Source organism: Mycobacterium sp. Aquia_216, assembly GCF_026723865.1.
GTDB lineage: Bacteria > Actinomycetota > Actinomycetes > Mycobacteriales > Mycobacteriaceae > Mycobacterium.
Genome location: NZ_CP113530.1, coordinates 97,648 through 113,269, shown reverse-complemented (window position 1 = coordinate 113,269; position 15,622 = coordinate 97,648). Strand labels below are relative to the sequence as shown.

General features: G+C 68.4%; 14 protein-coding genes. 1 reads left to right on the top strand and 13 read right to left on the bottom strand.

Features of this window, described 5'->3' with window-relative positions; translation table 11 throughout:
• Nucleotides 1-1,609: 1,609 nt before the first annotated feature.
• Together OK015_RS28990 and mobF are read right to left on the bottom strand one after the other, a co-directional pair.
• Entirely contained in the window at nt 1,610-2,989 is a 1,380-nt protein-coding gene (locus OK015_RS28990) for a hypothetical protein (protein WP_268133301.1), read from the bottom strand.
• 24 nt (nt 2,990-3,013) lie between these two features.
• Entirely contained in the window at nt 3,014-5,896 is a 2,883-nt protein-coding gene (mobF, locus tag OK015_RS28985; RefSeq protein WP_268133299.1) for a MobF family relaxase, read from the bottom strand.
• 617 nt (nt 5,897-6,513) lie between these two features.
• Here mobF and OK015_RS28980 point away from each other — a divergent pair.
• Nucleotides 6,514-6,669 (top strand): hypothetical protein, encoded by a 156-nt coding sequence (locus tag OK015_RS28980; RefSeq protein ID WP_268133297.1) that lies wholly within the window; start codon nt 6,514-6,516, stop codon nt 6,667-6,669.
• A gap of 224 nt (nt 6,670-6,893) precedes the next feature.
• Here OK015_RS28980 and OK015_RS28975 read toward each other — a convergent pair whose 3' ends face one another.
• The 11 genes from OK015_RS28975 to OK015_RS28925 all read right to left on the bottom strand — a co-directional run bounded on the left by OK015_RS28975 (nt 6,894) and on the right by OK015_RS28925 (nt 15,599).
• Nucleotides 6,894-7,847, bottom strand: coding sequence for a DUF4192 family protein (locus OK015_RS28975; protein WP_268133296.1), 954 nt, complete (start codon nt 7,845-7,847; stop codon nt 6,894-6,896).
• Between the two features lie 439 nt (nt 7,848-8,286).
• Nucleotides 8,287-8,460, bottom strand: coding sequence for a hypothetical protein (locus OK015_RS28970; protein ID WP_268133294.1), 174 nt, complete (start codon nt 8,458-8,460; stop codon nt 8,287-8,289).
• Between the two features lie 30 nt (nt 8,461-8,490).
• Nucleotides 8,491-8,949 (bottom strand): hypothetical protein, encoded by a 459-nt coding sequence (locus OK015_RS28965; protein WP_268133292.1) that lies wholly within the window; start codon nt 8,947-8,949, stop codon nt 8,491-8,493.
• Nucleotides 8,950-9,353: 404 nt separating this feature from the next.
• A complete protein-coding gene (locus tag OK015_RS28960) occupies nt 9,354-9,755 on the bottom strand; it encodes a hypothetical protein (RefSeq protein ID WP_268133291.1) in 402 nt (133 codons plus the stop codon).
• Between the two features lie 32 nt (nt 9,756-9,787).
• Complete coding sequence (locus OK015_RS28955; protein WP_268133289.1) at nt 9,788-10,183, bottom strand: hypothetical protein; 396 nt, start codon at nt 10,181-10,183, stop codon at nt 9,788-9,790.
• Nucleotides 10,184-10,624: 441 nt separating this feature from the next.
• Nucleotides 10,625-10,942 carry a hypothetical protein gene (locus OK015_RS28950; protein ID WP_268133287.1) on the bottom strand — a complete coding sequence of 106 codons (318 nt, stop codon included), beginning with the start codon at nt 10,940-10,942 and terminating at the stop codon, nt 10,625-10,627.
• Between the two features lie 83 nt (nt 10,943-11,025).
• Entirely contained in the window at nt 11,026-11,487 is a 462-nt protein-coding gene (locus OK015_RS28945; RefSeq protein WP_268133286.1) for a hypothetical protein, read from the bottom strand.
• A 416-nt stretch (nt 11,488-11,903) separates the two neighbouring features.
• The gene (locus tag OK015_RS28940) at nt 11,904-12,287 is read right to left on the bottom strand and encodes a hypothetical protein (RefSeq protein WP_268133284.1); all 384 of its coding nucleotides are present in this window, start codon (nt 12,285-12,287) and stop codon (nt 11,904-11,906) included.
• 415 nt (nt 12,288-12,702) lie between these two features.
• Nucleotides 12,703-13,683, bottom strand: coding sequence for a DUF3560 domain-containing protein (locus tag OK015_RS28935; protein WP_268133283.1), 981 nt, complete (start codon nt 13,681-13,683; stop codon nt 12,703-12,705).
• A 408-nt stretch (nt 13,684-14,091) separates the two neighbouring features.
• On the bottom strand, nt 14,092-14,637 hold the full coding sequence (locus OK015_RS28930) for a hypothetical protein (protein WP_268133282.1): 546 nt from the start codon (nt 14,635-14,637) through the stop codon (nt 14,092-14,094).
• Between the two features lie 230 nt (nt 14,638-14,867).
• On the bottom strand, nt 14,868-15,599 hold the full coding sequence (locus OK015_RS28925; protein ID WP_268133281.1) for a hypothetical protein: 732 nt from the start codon (nt 15,597-15,599) through the stop codon (nt 14,868-14,870).
• Between the last annotated feature and the right edge of the window lie 23 nt (nt 15,600-15,622).

The window sequence follows — 15,622 nt, the reverse complement described above, 5'->3', positions numbered from 1 at the left end:
GGCAGCGCGCCCCGAGTCTTGTTGAGCGACTTCGGGATCGCGCGCCCGGCCGCCGATGATACTGATCTGACCCAAACCACCGATCTGCAGTCCGCCACCACCACCCAGATGGGAGTAAGCGTCGACTACAGCGCACCCGAGCAGCTGCGCGGCGCCCCGATCGATGGCCGCGCCGACCAATACGCGCTGGCGGCGACGGCCTACCACTTACTCACCGGCAGCCGACCGTTTCCCCACCCCCACCCGGTCGCGGTGATCAACGCGCACTTGACGGCCCCGCCGCCGCGTCCGGGCGCCCTGCGCCCTCAGTGGGCGGCCACCGATGCCGTATTCGCCCGTGCCCTGGCCAAAGACCCCGCGCAGCGTTTCCCGCGCTGCGCCGACTTCGCGGCGGCGCTGGCCGGCGCACTGTCCCCGCCGACTAACGCGTCACCGGCCGACCCGACGATGGCCGCCTCCCCACCCCCGCCGTACCTCGTGACACCGCATCCGGGCGCACCCGGACCGGCCGAGCCCAGCAGGGCAGCGCCCTGGCACCACCACTTCACACCCCCGCCACCGGGATCGGCCGGCAAACCCCGCCGCCGCAAGCGCGTTGTCATCGCGGTCGTGTCGGCCGTGATCGCGGTGACGGTGCTGGCCGTTGGCGGCATTTTCGCTGCGCACACCTTTAGCGGACCCGACGCCGCCCAGCGCGCTGCCCAAGATCGCGAAGCGGCGCGGCTCAGCGGCCAGCACTATTTGGAGGCCCTGGCCACCGGCGATGCCCGCAGCGTGTTGTCGCTCAGCGCCCAGCAGCCCACCACCCCGCAGCTGCTCACCGACAAGGCCCTGAGCACCCAGCTGTCCGCCACCCCGATCACCGCTATCGCGGTGACCACCGATTCAGCCCAGGACCCGAACGCCGCCCCCGATACTCAGCGGCTGACCCTGTCGGCCAAGTTCGGGCCGACCCCGTCGCAAACGGTGATCACCGCCCATCACCAAGGCGGTGGATGGAAGCTGGATACCACCACGGTCGCGGTCACGATCAACTCGCCTCCGGATGCGGACGCCGCGATGAAGGCGCTGACGGTGTCCGGGGTCGCCGTCGATGGCGCGAACCGGATCTCGGTGTTTCCCGGGACACCGCAGGTCGCCTCGTCCAACCGTTACATCGACATCACCGCGGCCACGACACCGCTGCTGTTGGAGGCACTGACCAACACCACGAGTCCACCGAGCATCACGCCGGTCATCGTGCTCAACGACGCCGGCCGTCAGGCGTCCCTGGACGCCTTAGACCGGCGACTGCATTTCTGCTTTGCCGGCGTGGCCGCACCGGAAGGATGCTGCCCGCCGGGGGGTTGCGCGCTGACGACCACCGGCGTCGACATCGACTCCCAGAAGCTGATCACCCTCGAAAGCACCCAAGACGTGAACTATCAACTCGACCCGAAGATGATGAAGGTTCATCTGACTGGAACGCTGAACTACCACGGCGAGGGGACTCTGCACGGCCAAACTGTGCCGTTGCGCTCAAGCTTCAAGGTAGACAGCACCATTGACCTCACCACGCAGCCCCCGGTGTACGTCCCCAGACCACGGTGAACCCGCCCGGCGGGCGGGTTCACGGCAGGAGTGCGCCGCCGTCCCAAAAGGGAAGGATCCCGCCCCACACCCGGTTGGTGATGTGGTAGTCCAGCGTCCGGGTCGCGCCGGTGAGTGCGTGCTCCTCGCCGAGTAGCCGTACGCAGTCGTCGATGAGCTGTCGGGTCCGCTGCCCGGCGGCGTCGAATTCGTGACCGTCCCACAGCGACCACGCAAGGTAGTAGCGCCACTGCAGCACATCGAGGTGATCGTTGCCGAGCGCGCGGGCGCTGCGGCCCAACGCTTTTTTCACTTCGATCGTGTGTTCCAACAGGTCGGCCCGCTCGGCCCGCTGTTCGTCGGCATCTTCGGCCACCTTGTCTTGCGCGTCGACGTCGAGGTTGCCCGGCTGCATGTAGCCGCGGCCGGCTTCAAGCTCGACATCGCGGTGTTCGGACTCGAGGTCGATCAGTAGGTCAAAAGCAAGACCGCGGAAATCGTCGAGATCGACTTCCCATTCAGCGCGGGCCACGCCCAGCTGCTGGGCGGCATCGACGCTAACTGGGTGCTGTTCTCCCAGTGTGCGTTCGAGATCCTCGGCGAGGACTTCCCATTCGGAAATCCGTTCAATGTCATTGGCCGTGTCGGGCGTCCACAGCACCCGGTAGTAGCGGCCGAGCACGGCCTGTTCGTGGTCATGACCGAGTGTGTTCTGCAGGGCCACGATCAACTCGTCGAACTCGTTGAGGGTGTGCTCATTGGTGGCCCCGGCCTCACCCATCCAGGTCAACCGCGACAACTGTGCGGCCAAGGTGTGGGGATGATGGTCACCCAGGAGGCGGCGGCGATGTCCGACGACGATCAACGCATCGGTGCTCGCGCCAAATAGGTCGCCGAGATCGTGACGGGCCAGGGCCACCCCGTACAGCGCTGACAGCGTCAGCTCGTGGCGTGCCCCGAACACTCGTGTTTCGGCGGCAGCCAGCTGCACCCAGCGCAGCAGTCGACGAGCAGGATCATCGCCGGCGTCCTCGGCGGTCGCCAATGTGTGCGTGGCCCACAAGGTGTCGGCCTGCTCTGCACCCAGGACGCGGGTCATCACCGGCACCAGCGCGCGCAGCTCACCAACTGCGGCCTCGTCCCCGCGGTGGTACCGCCACATCGCGACCAAGCCGGCGATCACCAGCGTGTCTGGGTGCTCGTCCCCGAGGAGGTCGCGGCGGGCGGCCCACACGTCGCCGGCGTCGTGGACGGCGCCCAGACTGTCCCCCGCGCCCCAACGCGCTGAGGCGACCGCCAGCAGCGCGGTCAACGTGGATTCGTGGTGCGGCCCCAGCGTGGTGTGTGCGGATTGCCACGCCGTGATGGCCTCGGTGAGCGGATCCACCGCCGCGCCAGTCTGCTCGGGCTCCTCAGGCACGGGTGCTCACCTTCCTGACTGACATCACAGTTCCAGCCCCCCCTCATGACCGCGCTCGCTGCCGCGCTCGCGGCCGCGTTGGGTCGCCTGGCGCAGCCGGTCGTAGGCGGCGTCGCGGGCGCGGGCTTCGGCGTTGTGCGCCCGCCAGCCGGCGCGGAGCTGTTGGCGGCGTTGGTCGTGGCGGTCCAGCAGGCCTGCGACGACCGGGGGCAGCAGGTCACGGTCGGTGCGTTCGGCCTCGGCGTGCATGGTCCGGGGCCGGTCGTCGTTGGCCAGGATGATCCGGAAGAAGTGCGCGGCGGCGTATTTGTTGCCGCGGCGCAGCGTGTGGATTTCGGCGCCCGCGGCGACCCCGCTGTGTTCGTGGTCGGCTTCCCCGGTGATGGGCTGGTAGATGTAGGCATGGTTTTCGTCTTTGCCGCGGGTCATCCCGACATAGGCCATAGCGCGTGAGGCTTTGTCGCTGAGCACGGTGAAGCACGCGCCGGCAGTGGTGGAATTGCCCACGGTGATGCCTTGGGCGGCGTGCAGCGTGGTCGCGTATCCCAGGGTGATGTGTTCACGCAGGTAGTCGCCATCGAAGATGGTCCGCGCGCCGTCGGTGAGCCGTTCGGCGGCCAGTCGGCCGCGCTGGGCGTCGACGCCGACGACGTGCCAGCGGTTGCCGTTGCGGACCTGGTCGACCGGCTCACCGGCCCGGTGCTCGGCGCCGGGTTCCACGCTCAGGCTGGCATCGTTGTTGCGGCTGATGATGATGTCGCCGGCGCGGACGTCTTGATCGCGCGCCACGCGCACGGTGTCGGTGAAAAACCGTGTCTTATCGCCGGCGACGTCGGTGGGCGCGGCCGCTGCCTGGGTGAGCGCGCCGTGCAGCTTGCGGTTGATGGCATCAGCGATTTCCCAGCGGTCGCAGATGATCGCAGCGTCTTTCCCCTGTGCGCGGGCCTGCAGGTAGGCGTTGGTGGCGTCATCTGCCATGGCGATCGGGTCACCGGAGTGCAGGCGCCCGTGGTTGCGGTACCAGCCCACCGCTTTGCGCAGCCGGTTGCCGTGCGCGGAGCGCAACGCCAACGACATGTCGCGTTCGGCGGGGTCGCGCATCCGCCACACTTCGCCGAGGCGCTGCGACCAGGGCAGCTCGTCGCACAGGTTCTCGAACATGCCGCCGCGCGCTTTGACCGGTGAGAGCTGATACGCGTCGCCGACGAGGACCATTTTGGCGCGTCCCACCACCGCGCAGGCGAGCAGTTTTTTGAGCTCGGGGGTTCCGAGCATGGAGGCTTCGTCGACCACGATCACGGTGCGCCGGTCGATGTCGAGCTGATCGTCTTCGATGAGTTTGAGCGCTTTGGCCACCGTCAACCCGCGGTCTCCCGCGCCATCGCGCATCGCCTCGTCGACGGCTTTACCGGTGGGTGCGAGCACGAGGACCTCTTTGTGGGCGCGGTGCGCGGCGCCGCGCAGCGCTTTGAGCGAGTGCGTCTTGCCCGCGCCCGCGGGCGCTTGCAGCGGCTGCACGAGGTAGGGGGAGTGCGCAATGTTGGCGATCGCGCGCGCTTGGTCGGGCGAGAGGTCGCCCAGGTCGGCGGGCCGCACATCCAGGTGCGTGCGCGCGTCCGCGTCGTCGACCATCGCGAAGATGCGCTCCTCTTCGGCCATGACCGCGTCGACGGTGAACAGCTCGTGTCCTTCGCGGTGGTGCGCCTCGCGCGGCGCGCTGACCCGCACCGCGACCGTGTCCACGATCTTTTCGATGATGGTGCGCGGATCTTCGGGCACATCGACGGGCAGCAGCGCACCCACCAACTCCACCAGGTCGGCGCGGGTGAACGCGCTTTTGTCGATCGCGCCCACCATGTGCGCTAACCGCGTGCGGTCGGTCAAAATGCGCGGCGCGGCGCGGCGCGCATCGCGCGCCTCGACATGCGCGGCGCGGTCCAATTCCAGACCGCGCGCATCGGCGCGCCATTCCTCTTTGAGTTCGGCCCACGGCTTGGATTCGGGTTTGGCCGGGCGCGTGGCTTTCTGCGCGGCCGCGAGCTGTTGTGCGTTGGGTTCGCCGTCGACGACGACGAGGTTGTTGCGCGCCCATTCCCGCAACCTCGTGGAGCGCCGCGACCATGCTGTCAGGCACGCCTTGGTGACGCCCGCGATGTCGGCCATGCCGGACCGTTCGTCGACGCCGCGCCATTCGACGCCGCGCTCGGCGTGCAGCTCGTGGCGCAGCACCGCCTGATAGATGACCCCGGCCGCTTTAGCTTCGTGATGCAGCGATTTGGAGTCGATCGAGACCAAGACACCGTCGCCGCGGGCTTGCCGGTTGGGCACGATGACGTGGGTGTGCAAGTGCGGGTCTCCGCACCGCGACGTCTCGTGTTGGTAGGCGATCGCCACCAAACCGGGCAATCGTTGCAGGTCTTTCTTGGCGGTCACCGGGTTGTGCACCCGGGTGTAGCCGGCGTGTTGGTGCAGGTAATCCATAGCGGCCTTGACCGCGCGCGAGTGCGCTTCGGCGACCACTTTTTCGTTGATCTCGCTGGTCAGTGCCCGCAGCAGGGACACGCTCTTGGGCGCGGCGAACGTCAGGTCGAAACCGTGTACCGACTCCTTGGTGAAGGCGCGCCCGGCGGCGCCGTTGGGGGCGATTCCGTCGTCGAGCCAGGTGGTGGCGACATCCCCGTCAGCAAACCCGCTCGCCAACGCGGCGCCGCTCAAGCCGGTCAGCTCCCCAACCCTGACCGCATCGCCCGCCACCACCCAGGTCGGTACCCGCGTGTCGCCTTCGGAGTAGTACTCACCGAGCCCGCCGCCAGCGGCCACCCGATCCATCGCGGCCTGTTTGGCCTCATTGGCGGTCTTCTCGTAATAGGCGATGCTCCAGCGGGAGAGCCGGGAAATCGTTAACACCGGCGACCACCTCCCGCCCGCGACGGCTCGTACCCAGCAGGGGGACGAACGGTTGTGGCCGCGCGCAGCGCGCGGCCACAACCAGTCTTGCACATACTTGTGCCAATGTGCCAGAAGTCTTCAGTGAGTGAGGTCGGGGGCGAGCGGGGGTGTGAACGGGGAAGGGGCTGGGGTGAGGAATCGTGCCAGGAGGTGGGGCGTGGCGGATTTAGAGTTGAGGGAGGTTGGCTGTGGTGAGCGGGGGAGATGGCAATGGTGGCTGAAGCTGCTGGCGCGGCGGAAGTTGCGGCCGCGCACGTGCGAACACGGCGGTCCGCGTGGCCGGTGGGTGTGGACGTGGTGACCGGACTGGGGGCCGCGCTTGAGAAGGGCTTGGCTAGCAGCTACCCGAGTGCGTGCAGCAAACGATGAGAAGGAGCCGGACGTGGTGAAAATCAAGGTCGGGGCAGCTGCTGTTGGGCTGGTGGTAGCGGTGATGGTGTGGCTGCTGGTCAGCCACACGGTGCACTGGGTGGTGTCGACGGGGCTGCCGCACTAAGGCGTGGCGTGTTCGGTGGTGTCGCCGGCGGCCGCGAGAATGGATGTAATGGCGCGGCGAGGGGTCGGAGGAGGCTGGTGTGGAACGTGCGCTGCTGGACTGGGTGACACAGGCAGGGAATGTGGTGGGCAGCGAAATGGTGCGCTGGCTGGTCAGCGGTGAGGCGCCGCACTTGCCGGCGGTCGACGTCGGGTGGGCGCGTGCGAGTGACGGCCAGGACGCGCTGCGCTGGTAGCCGGCGGTCGCGGTTTCTGAGTACAGGACTGCGCAGGACCGCGGAGCGGAAGAAACGGGGCCCGGGGCAACCCTCCTAGGGGGTTGACCGGGCCCTTGTGTATCGCGGTGTTGAGGGGGCCGGTCGCGCGGGGCGCGCCGGCGCGCAGGGGGCCCGAAGAAAAAAGGGGGCCCGGCCAACCCCGTGTGATCAGGAAGCTGGCCGGGCCCGGTGGCGCGGTTTCGTTAGTCGCTGTGGGAGCGGGGTGCGCTGTTAAGGATGACGCGCTGGATTTCGTCGGGCGGGAGGCCCGCGCGCAGCGCGGCCAGCAGCAGGACCGCGAGCCGGGGGGCCGGAGCGTGCGCGGCTTGGGCTTCCTCGAGGGCGGTGTCGACGGCGATGCCGGCGCGGACGGTGTCGCCGAGCAGGCAGTAGGCGGTCGCGGCGATGGTGAGGGCTTCGGCGCGTGGTTGTCCGCGCAGGCGGCGGGCGATGTGGGTCCACAGGTCGGTGGCGGCCTGGGTGTGCTCGATGGCGGCCCAGATCATGGCGTCGCGCATCGAGACGTCGGCGGTGATGATGTGGCCGGCGCGGGTGGGCAGGCTGCGGTTGATGGGATGGCCGTTGAGGGCATCGGCGATCTCTTCGGCGGTGGACAGGACGAGCTCGCCGTGATCGCCGAGCGCCACGGGGGGCGCGGGGGGCAGGGGAGCGAATTCGGCCTCGATGTCGCTGCGGCCGCGGCTGACTCGACCGCCGCTGAGTACGCGCTGGGCGGTGATCAGGGAGTCGGTGTAGGGGTAGGTAGGGCCGTGTTGGCCGGTGTCGGGGTCATACCACTGGCCTTCGGCGGTGACGTCGCGGGTCATGATGCGGTGGCGGACGGGGATTCCGGCGTCGGTGAGCGCATCGCGCAGGGCGTCCAGCACGGCGAGGGCGTGCGGGTAGCGCTGCTCGTCGCAGACGGCGAGCAGGATCGCCCCGTGGTTGTCGGTGGGGCGCAGGTTGCAGGTGGCGGGCAAGTTGGCGGCTTGGGCCGTGGTGATGGTGACGTCGAAACGGATCGCGCAGCGCACCGTGAGGTTCTGGCCGGTGTCGGCGCGCAGCATGTAGGCCACGATGCTGTTGGTGGGGGCGAAGCCCAGGAAGCCGGCGGCCGCGGCGATGATGTCGGCGGGGGTGCGTAAGTCAGTGGTCATGGTGGTTCTCCGTTCTGGATGAGGTGTTGAGTGCGCTGGTCAGCGCTGGGGTGCGGGGGACCGGCGGGGTGTCGGTGTCAACCCCGAAGAGGCCGGCGGATCAGCAGGAGGCGGATTTGCGGCCGCGAGCGGCAGCGAGCTGGGTAGGGCCGCAAATGCCGCCGGTGACGCACGGGCGCAGCGGGAGCCGGCCGGGTAGGCCGGCGGGAGCGGAGAACGGGCGGGCCCGCCGGGCGTGGGTTGACGGCGACGGGGTCCTGGCGGTCACACTTGGCCCCTGCTGACGGCTAAAGAAGGTGAGGGGCTACGGATTTGGTGGCCGCCGTAGGTGGCCAGTCCGGTCGCGCGGGGCGCGCCGGCACCCGGGGGCCCGAAGAAAAAAGGGGGCCCGGCCAACCCCGTGTGATCACGAAGCTGGCCGGGCCCGCGGCGGGGCCGCTTAGGTGATGTCGCAGGCGGTGTCGCGTAGCGCCTCGAGGAGGTCGACGTTCTCGCCGAGGGCCATGGTGTCGTGTCCCCATTGGCTGTAGGTGCCGGTGACGGTGTCGATGATGAACGGGATCTCGACCGTGCGGCTGTCGATGCTGCGGTTCACGGTGCCTTCGATGATCATGAGACGGCTCCTCTCGTACTGGGTGGGTGGTTAGGCGCTGCGCCGGTAGGCGGCGGGGAGGGTGATGCGGGTGATGCCCCAGGGAGCGGGGTCGTAGCCCGGCAGGGCCTGGGCGAGCATGGTTTGCAGCTCGCGGCAGAACGCGTAGGCCTCGGTGTGCTGCCAGTCTTTGGGTTCGCAGGCCTGGTATTCGTAGCACTGCAACGCCTTGAGGACTTCGACGATCGACCAGCTGGTGTGCAGCGGGCGGGTGTAGTAGTACTCGTAGGGCTCGTGGATGGGGTTGTTGAAGTAGCAGTAGTTGACCGAGGCGGTGTTGGCGTCGACGAGCATCTGCCCGACCTGGTCGAGGTTGTCCTCGGTGAGCTGGTTGACCCGGGTCGGGTTGCCGTAGACCCAGGTGAGGTTGTAGCCGGGTCGGCGGAATCCGTGGCGTCCGGCCCACAGCAGGACATTGATGTGTTCGGCCTCGACGACGTATGCGCTCATGGTGTTTCTCCGTTCGGTGTGGTGATGGGTTGCGCCGGTCGGCGCTGGGGTGCGGGTAAGCGGGTGAGGGTGGGTGGTCAACCCCGAAGAGTCCGCGCCGAGCGGAGCAGGGTTTTCGGTCCGCGCTCGCCGGCGCGTGAGCGCCTTGGCGGGCTGGCATAGGTCCGAAAAGGTCACTGGGCCTGCGTAGTTCGGGGTGGGCGTGGGTTGAGCGCTCGGGCCCCCGCCCGCTTAGCATGAGCACCCTGCTGACGGCTAAAGAAGGTGAGGGGCTACGGATTTGGTGGCCGCCGTAGGTGGCCAGTCCGGTCGCGCGGGGCGCGCCGGCACCCGGGGGCCCGAAGAAAAACGGGGGCCCGGCCAACCCCGTGTGATCACGAAGCTGGCCGGGCCCGCACGGCAAGTTAGAGCTGGTCGTTGACTTCAGCGGCGGCCTCGGCGACGTCGTTGAGCAGGTCAACTTCCTGTTCGTCGAGCCGAGCGATATCGCCGCCCGTGCTGTCGTGATCGAGCGCCGCGCTACGTTCTCGTCGAAGCTCTTGGAGTCCTTTGAGGGCTTGGTTGAGTTCTCGGCGGGGATCGGTTTCGCGTTGGACGTGGGCGGTGGCCAGGCTGAGGTAGTCGAGCAGCTCGCGGCGGCTTCCTTGCAGCGCAAGCCCGTCGCCGTTCTCGTTCCACAAGCCCAGCACGTACGGCGCGGTGAGTTCGTGGTCGTCGTCGGGCGAGAGTTCCTCCATCGCCCGTTGGCGCGGGCGGACGGTGTAGAGGCTGTGCGCGGCGCGGCCCCATTCGGTGTGGTTGCTCATGGCGGGTCCTTTCGTCAAGGGGGGCGGGGGTTTTAGACGGTGGCGTGGGTTTGGTGCCCGCGGATGCGGTGGTCGATGTTGAGAACGTCGATCAGGGCCGGCGTTTGGGTGTGGGCGGTGCGGACGGCGACGTCGACGCGGGTGATGTAGGTGGCGCTGATGCCCGGGTTACCGCCTTGGAGGGCGAACACTGCCGCCATCGTGAGCGCGTCGATGCGCGCTTGCCCGCTGAGGTGGTCGCCGATGCGACTCCACAGCAGGGCGGCCCGCAGGGGAGTGCGGTTACCGATCTTGTCGAGCAGCGGTCGGTAGGTCTGGTCGGCCAGCAGTGGGGCGGCCAGTTCGGCGAGACCTCGGCTCGGGTTGCAGGCGCCGGCGATCAGTTCGGTGCGCAGGTGGGCCAGGACCGCGATGCGGTTGTAGCACATGGTGATTCTCCGTTCTGGATGAGGTGTTGAGTGCGCTGGTCAGCGCTGGGGTGTGGGGGACCGGCGGGGTGTCGGTGTCAACCCCGAAGAGGCCGGCGGATCAGCAGGAGGCGGATTTGCGGCCGCGAGCGGCAGCGAGCTGGGTAGGGCCGCAAATGCCGCCGGTGACGCACGGGCGCAGCGGGAGCCGGCCGGGTAGGCCGGCGGGAGCGGAGAACGGGCGGGCCCGCCGGGCGTGGGTTGACGGCGACGGGGTCCTGGCGGTCACACTTGGCCCCTGCTGACGGCTAAAGAAGGTGAGGGGCTACGGATTTGGTGGCCGCCGTAGGTGGCCAGTCCGGTCGCGCGGGGCGCGCCGGCACCCGGGGGCCCGAAGAAAAAAGGGGGCCCGGCCAACCCCGTGTGATCACGAAGCTGGCCGGGCCCGCGGCGGAGCCGGTGTTAGGTGAGTCCGGCGGCTTGGATGCGACGCCGGATCGCCGCTAGGTCGATGGTGTAGGTGTTGAGTTTGGCCCAGTCTTGCCATCCCTCGAGGACCCGTTCGACGTCGTCGAGGTCAACCCCGGGGCGGCTGATGGGCAGGGTGTGGCCGTTGTCGGTGCGTCCGGCGGCCGCGATCACGGCGACGAGTTGCCCGGTGCCGTCGAAAATGCGGGGGTCGTCGGGCGGGGCCCAGTTGCGCTGGAACCGGAGTTGGCGGGGTATGCCTTCGGCGGTGTCGATGAAGTCGAGGGCGGCGCCGAAGTCGATGTCGGGCAACAGAAAACTCCTTGTGTGTTGAGAGCGGGTGAGAGGGCTGACCGGGCCCGGTGTGGGTGTGGACCCGGCCAGCCGGCGGGTGGCTAGGCTGCCCCGCTCGAGTGGTGGGCGAGCATGGTGTCGATCGCGGTGTCGAGGTCGTCGTGACGGTGTGGTGCCTGGTTGTCGACGGTGGTGGTCCAGGCCGGTTGGTCGCCGACGCCGGCGGTCAGGGTGTAGGTGTGACCGTGGTGGGCGGCGCGGTAAGTCCAGGTGTCGGCGGTGGCGTGAAAGGTCAGGTCGCCGGCGCGGACTTTGAGGATCCGGGTGTCGGGTTCGGTGTTGACGTGGGTTGCGGTGGCTTCGATGGCGACCATCTGTCCGTGGTCGTCGGTGGCGAGCAGCACGAGGTGGTGGCCCGTTTCGCGGGTGTAGTCGTGCACGGTGGTGAGCGCGATGTCGCCGTGGTTGTGGAACAGGATGCGGGTGATTCCGTACTGCTGGTGCTGGATTCGTCCGGCGGCCTCGTCGAGAAGGTTGAAGGCGAGTTCGAATTCGTGGTCCATGATGTGTTGCTCCGTTCGGTGTGCTGAGTGGTGCGCCGGTCAGCGCTGGGGAGCGGTCAATCGGCTGAGGGTGGGCGCGCAACCCCGAAGAGTCCGCGCCGCACGGAGCAGGGTTTTCGGCCCGGGTCAATCCCCGGCGCGAAGCGCCTTGGGGATTGACTTCCATTGGGCCGAAAAGGTCACTCGGCCTGCGTAGTTCGGTGCGGGCGTGGGTTGCGCGCTCGGGCCCCCGGCCGATTAGGCTGCGACCCTTGCTGACGGCTTGAAGGTGAGGGGCTACGGATTTCGGCCACCGGTAGGTGGCCGGTTCGGCGGTCGCGCGGGGCGCGCCGCCGCCACCTGAACCGGGCGGAAGAAAAAGGGGGGCCCGGCCAACCCCGTGGTGGTGCGGGTGCTGGCCGGGCCCGGTGCGGTCGTTAGGCGATGGCTCGTGCGCGGGGGGAGGACGGGCCTGTCTGGTGGCTGCGGTCTCCGAATTGGTCGGCGGGGGTGGGTTTGTGGAGGGTGAGGCCCAGGCGGGCCGCGACGCGGTGCACGGTGCGTGAGGTGGTGTGGAGCCGCCAGGCGACGAGGTCGATGTCGACGCGCCCGTGCATGCGCCGGATCGCTTCGTCGCGGTCTGCTCCGCGGAGTCGCATGCGCTGGCCGTCGTGGGCGACCTGGAGGACGGCGAGCTCGTCGATGTCAACGGTGGTGATCGCTGTGGGTGGCGCCTCGGTGGGGGTGAGCCCCCGGATGGATTCGAGCATGCTGGTGGGGTCGTGGTCGGTGCTGGCCCAGTAGTCCAGTTGTGCAGTCATGGTGGTTCTCCGTTTCGCATTGAGTGATTTCAGTGCGCCGGTCGGCGCTGGGGAGCGGTGAATCGGGTGAGGGTGGGTGCGCAACCCCGAAGAGTCCGCGCCGCACGGAGCAGGGTTTTCGGCCCGGGTCAATCCCCGGCGCGAAGCGCCTTGGGGATTGACTTCCATTGGGCCGAAAAGGTCACTCGGCCTGCGTAGTTCGGTGCGGTCGTGGGTTGCGCGCTCGGGCCCCCGGCCGATTAGGCTGCGACCCTTGCTGACGGTTTGAAGGTGAGGGGCTACAGGATTTCGTGGCCGCCGCAGGTGGCCACTCCGGTCGCGCGGGGCGCGCCGGCACCCGGGGGCCCGAAGAAAAAAGGGGGCCCGGCCGACCCCGTGTGATCACGAAGCTGGCCGGGCCCGCGGCGGCGGTGAGCTAGTCGTTGGCCGTGGTGGCGGGTTCGCTGCCCAGGCGGTGACCGGAGATCTCGTGGTAGCCGATCGTGTTCGTCCACGAGGCGCCTTCGTGCAGGCGAACCGACACCGTTTTGGGGTTGACCCGGACGACCGGGTACCAGTGGCCTCGGTACTTGATGAGGTCACCCTTGCTGATGCTCTCGCGGCTGTGCGTGCTGGCGACACCGGAGGCTTGCAGGTCGGCGTAAACCCCGTTCCAGTAGGCGATCTCGTCGCCGCGTTGGGCCATGCGCGCGATCACCTGGTCGCGGTAGGACCCTGTCGCCGGGCCGAACTCGTCGACGTATTCGTGGGTGGCGCTGCGGGCGACGACGCGGCGGTGGCCATCGAGAATGCGTTGATCGCCGCGCTGCTCGGCTTGCAGCTTCTCGATGCGGTTCTTCACGGTGACCGGGTTGTGCCGGTGGGCCGTTGTCGACGCCGCGGCCTCGGCCCGGCTGTTGGCCTGCTGCGCCAGGTCGGTGGCATCGATGGCGCGGCGGGTCGCATCGTGGGCTCGGGCGATCGCGTTGCGGTGTCGGCGTTCGCTGTGATGACCGATCAGAATCGGCTGCCCGTCGGGAGGCAGCGCCTCGACGGCGCGGCGCTCGGTCTCCCAGGCCGCCTCGGCTGCGGCCGCCTTGCGGTCGGCTTTGGCGTGGAGCGCGCCGACGCGTTGCTCTTGGCGCTGCGCCTTGTCGGCCTCGGCCTCGGCGGTGGGGCGGTGGGTGTCGTCGACGTCGACGCGGACGTCATGTCCGGCGGCGCGAAGCGCGTCGACGGCTCGGTTGATTTTGTACCGGTTGGGTTGGCGATCGCGGCTGCTGGCGATGCCCCACACCCCCAGTGTGCGGAACCACCGAAAGCCGGCGGCTTTGAGAATGGTGTTCGTGCCGTCTCCGCGGGAGGTGCCGTGGACGAGGGTGCCTTCGGCGGCGCTGTGCACGATTTCGATGGTCATGATGCTCCGTTCGGTGTGGTGATGGGTTGCGCCGGTCGGCGCTGGGGTGCGGGTAAGCGGGTGAGGGTGGGTGGTCAACCCCGAAGAGTCCGCGCCGAGCGGAGCAGGGTTTTCGGTCCGCGCTCGCCGGCGCGTGAGCGCCTTGGCGGGCTGGCATAGGTCCGAAAAGGTCACTGGGCCTGCGTAGTTCGGGGTGGGCGTGGGTTGAGCGCTCGGGCCCCCGCCCGCTTAGCATGAGCACCCTGCTGACGGCTAAAGAAGGTGAGGGGCTACGGATTTGGTGGCCGCCGTAGGTGGCCAGTCCGGTCGCGCGGGGCGCGCCGGCACCCGGGGGCCCGAAGAAAAAAGGGGGCCCGGCCAACCCCGTGTGATCACGAAGCTGGCCGGGCCCGCACGGCAATGCGGCGGTTAGGCGGCGCGGTAATCGGGGTCGGCGGGATCAGCATGGTACTGCTGGCCGTCGTTGAAGACGGCAACCGCGGTCTGGTGCACCCGGTTGAGGACCTCAATGAGGGAGTGGAGTCCGGCGCGATCGCGGATCTGCCACGTAACGGGTGCCGTATAGAGCTCAACCCAGTGGATCTGAGCGGTCTTGAGTCGATTCAACGTGGACTGTGCGGCGACGGCATAGACTGGCCGGCGGGTCCATTCGAGGGAAAGCGTCACGCGCCCTGCTGGCTCGTGTAGGGCATCCGCCCGAGCAGAGGGGATTTGGGCGGGTACATGCAAGAGGTGACCGCGGGCGGCGATGAATGCCTCGAGTAGTCCTTGGGCGGTTTGGCAGTTGTAGAGGACCATGTGCATACCAGCCAGGGTGATGCTCATGCGTGCATCCGGCGTTCGGGCATGGTGAACGCTGATGTCGTGATCGTGGTGCTGGCCTTTGATCACCACGGTGCTGTGAGTGATCAGACCCGCTGGGATGACATGGGTGGCGGCCGCCGAGTTGGTCATGATGATGCTCCGTTCTGGATGAGATGTTGAGTGCGCTGGTCAGCGCTGGGGTGTGGGGGACCGGCGGGGTGTCGGTGTCAACCCCGAAGAGGCCGGCGGCCGAGCCCGCCGGGCGTGGGTTGACCACGACGGGGCCCTGTCGGTCACACTTGATACCCGCTGACGGCTGAAGAAGTCGAGCAGCAACGGGTCTGGGCTCACCGGCCGGTCAGCCCAGACCTTGAGGGTCCTTACAGGACGTGGGTTTTGGCCGCGACGTTGACCAGGACGTCGGTGAGGCTGATGAATCGTCCGTAGTGGGCGCCGTTGGGCTCGATGTGCTCGCCGAGCCAGATACCGATGACACTGGCGGTCCCGGCGTTGTCGTGGGCGAGCTGCCAGACTGGGCCACCGGAGTCCCCGGGAATACTTTGGGCCATTCCGGTGGTCAGGTATTGGCTGGCGATCAGGCGTCCGTCCAGCGAACCGCACGCTATGCCGGTGCGGATGCCGTCATGGCAGACAGCAGCATGGGGGTCTGGCGTGGAGATGCCGCTCACGGGCATGCCGTACATCGTGCGGACCGAATGGTTGGAGCCGAAATCGACCAGCCCGTAGTCATCTTGGAGGTTATCGCCGGCGGTGGCGACGGTGAGGATGAAATGTCCGCCGGCGCCGGTGGTGCGGTCAACCACGTTGTCACCGTGACCCTTGTTGCAGTGGCCGGCGGTGATGCCGTAGTTGATGTTGGTGCCAGGGTCGGTGAACGTATAGCCCAGGGTGCACCGTGTGCCGCCCGGCGCTTGCACGGTGTCGATTTCATCGCCGGGGGAGATGGTAGCACTGTGCGCTTGGGCGACGGCAGGTCCAGCGAGGGCAAAGGTGGCCAGGGCGAGCCCGCCCAGAAGGCTTGGGGGCCAGTGTCTTAACCTGCGCCGCAGCTGGTGGCACCGACGTCGCGGGTCGCGGGCGGGCTTGATCATGGTCGATCCTCTCGTGCACACCG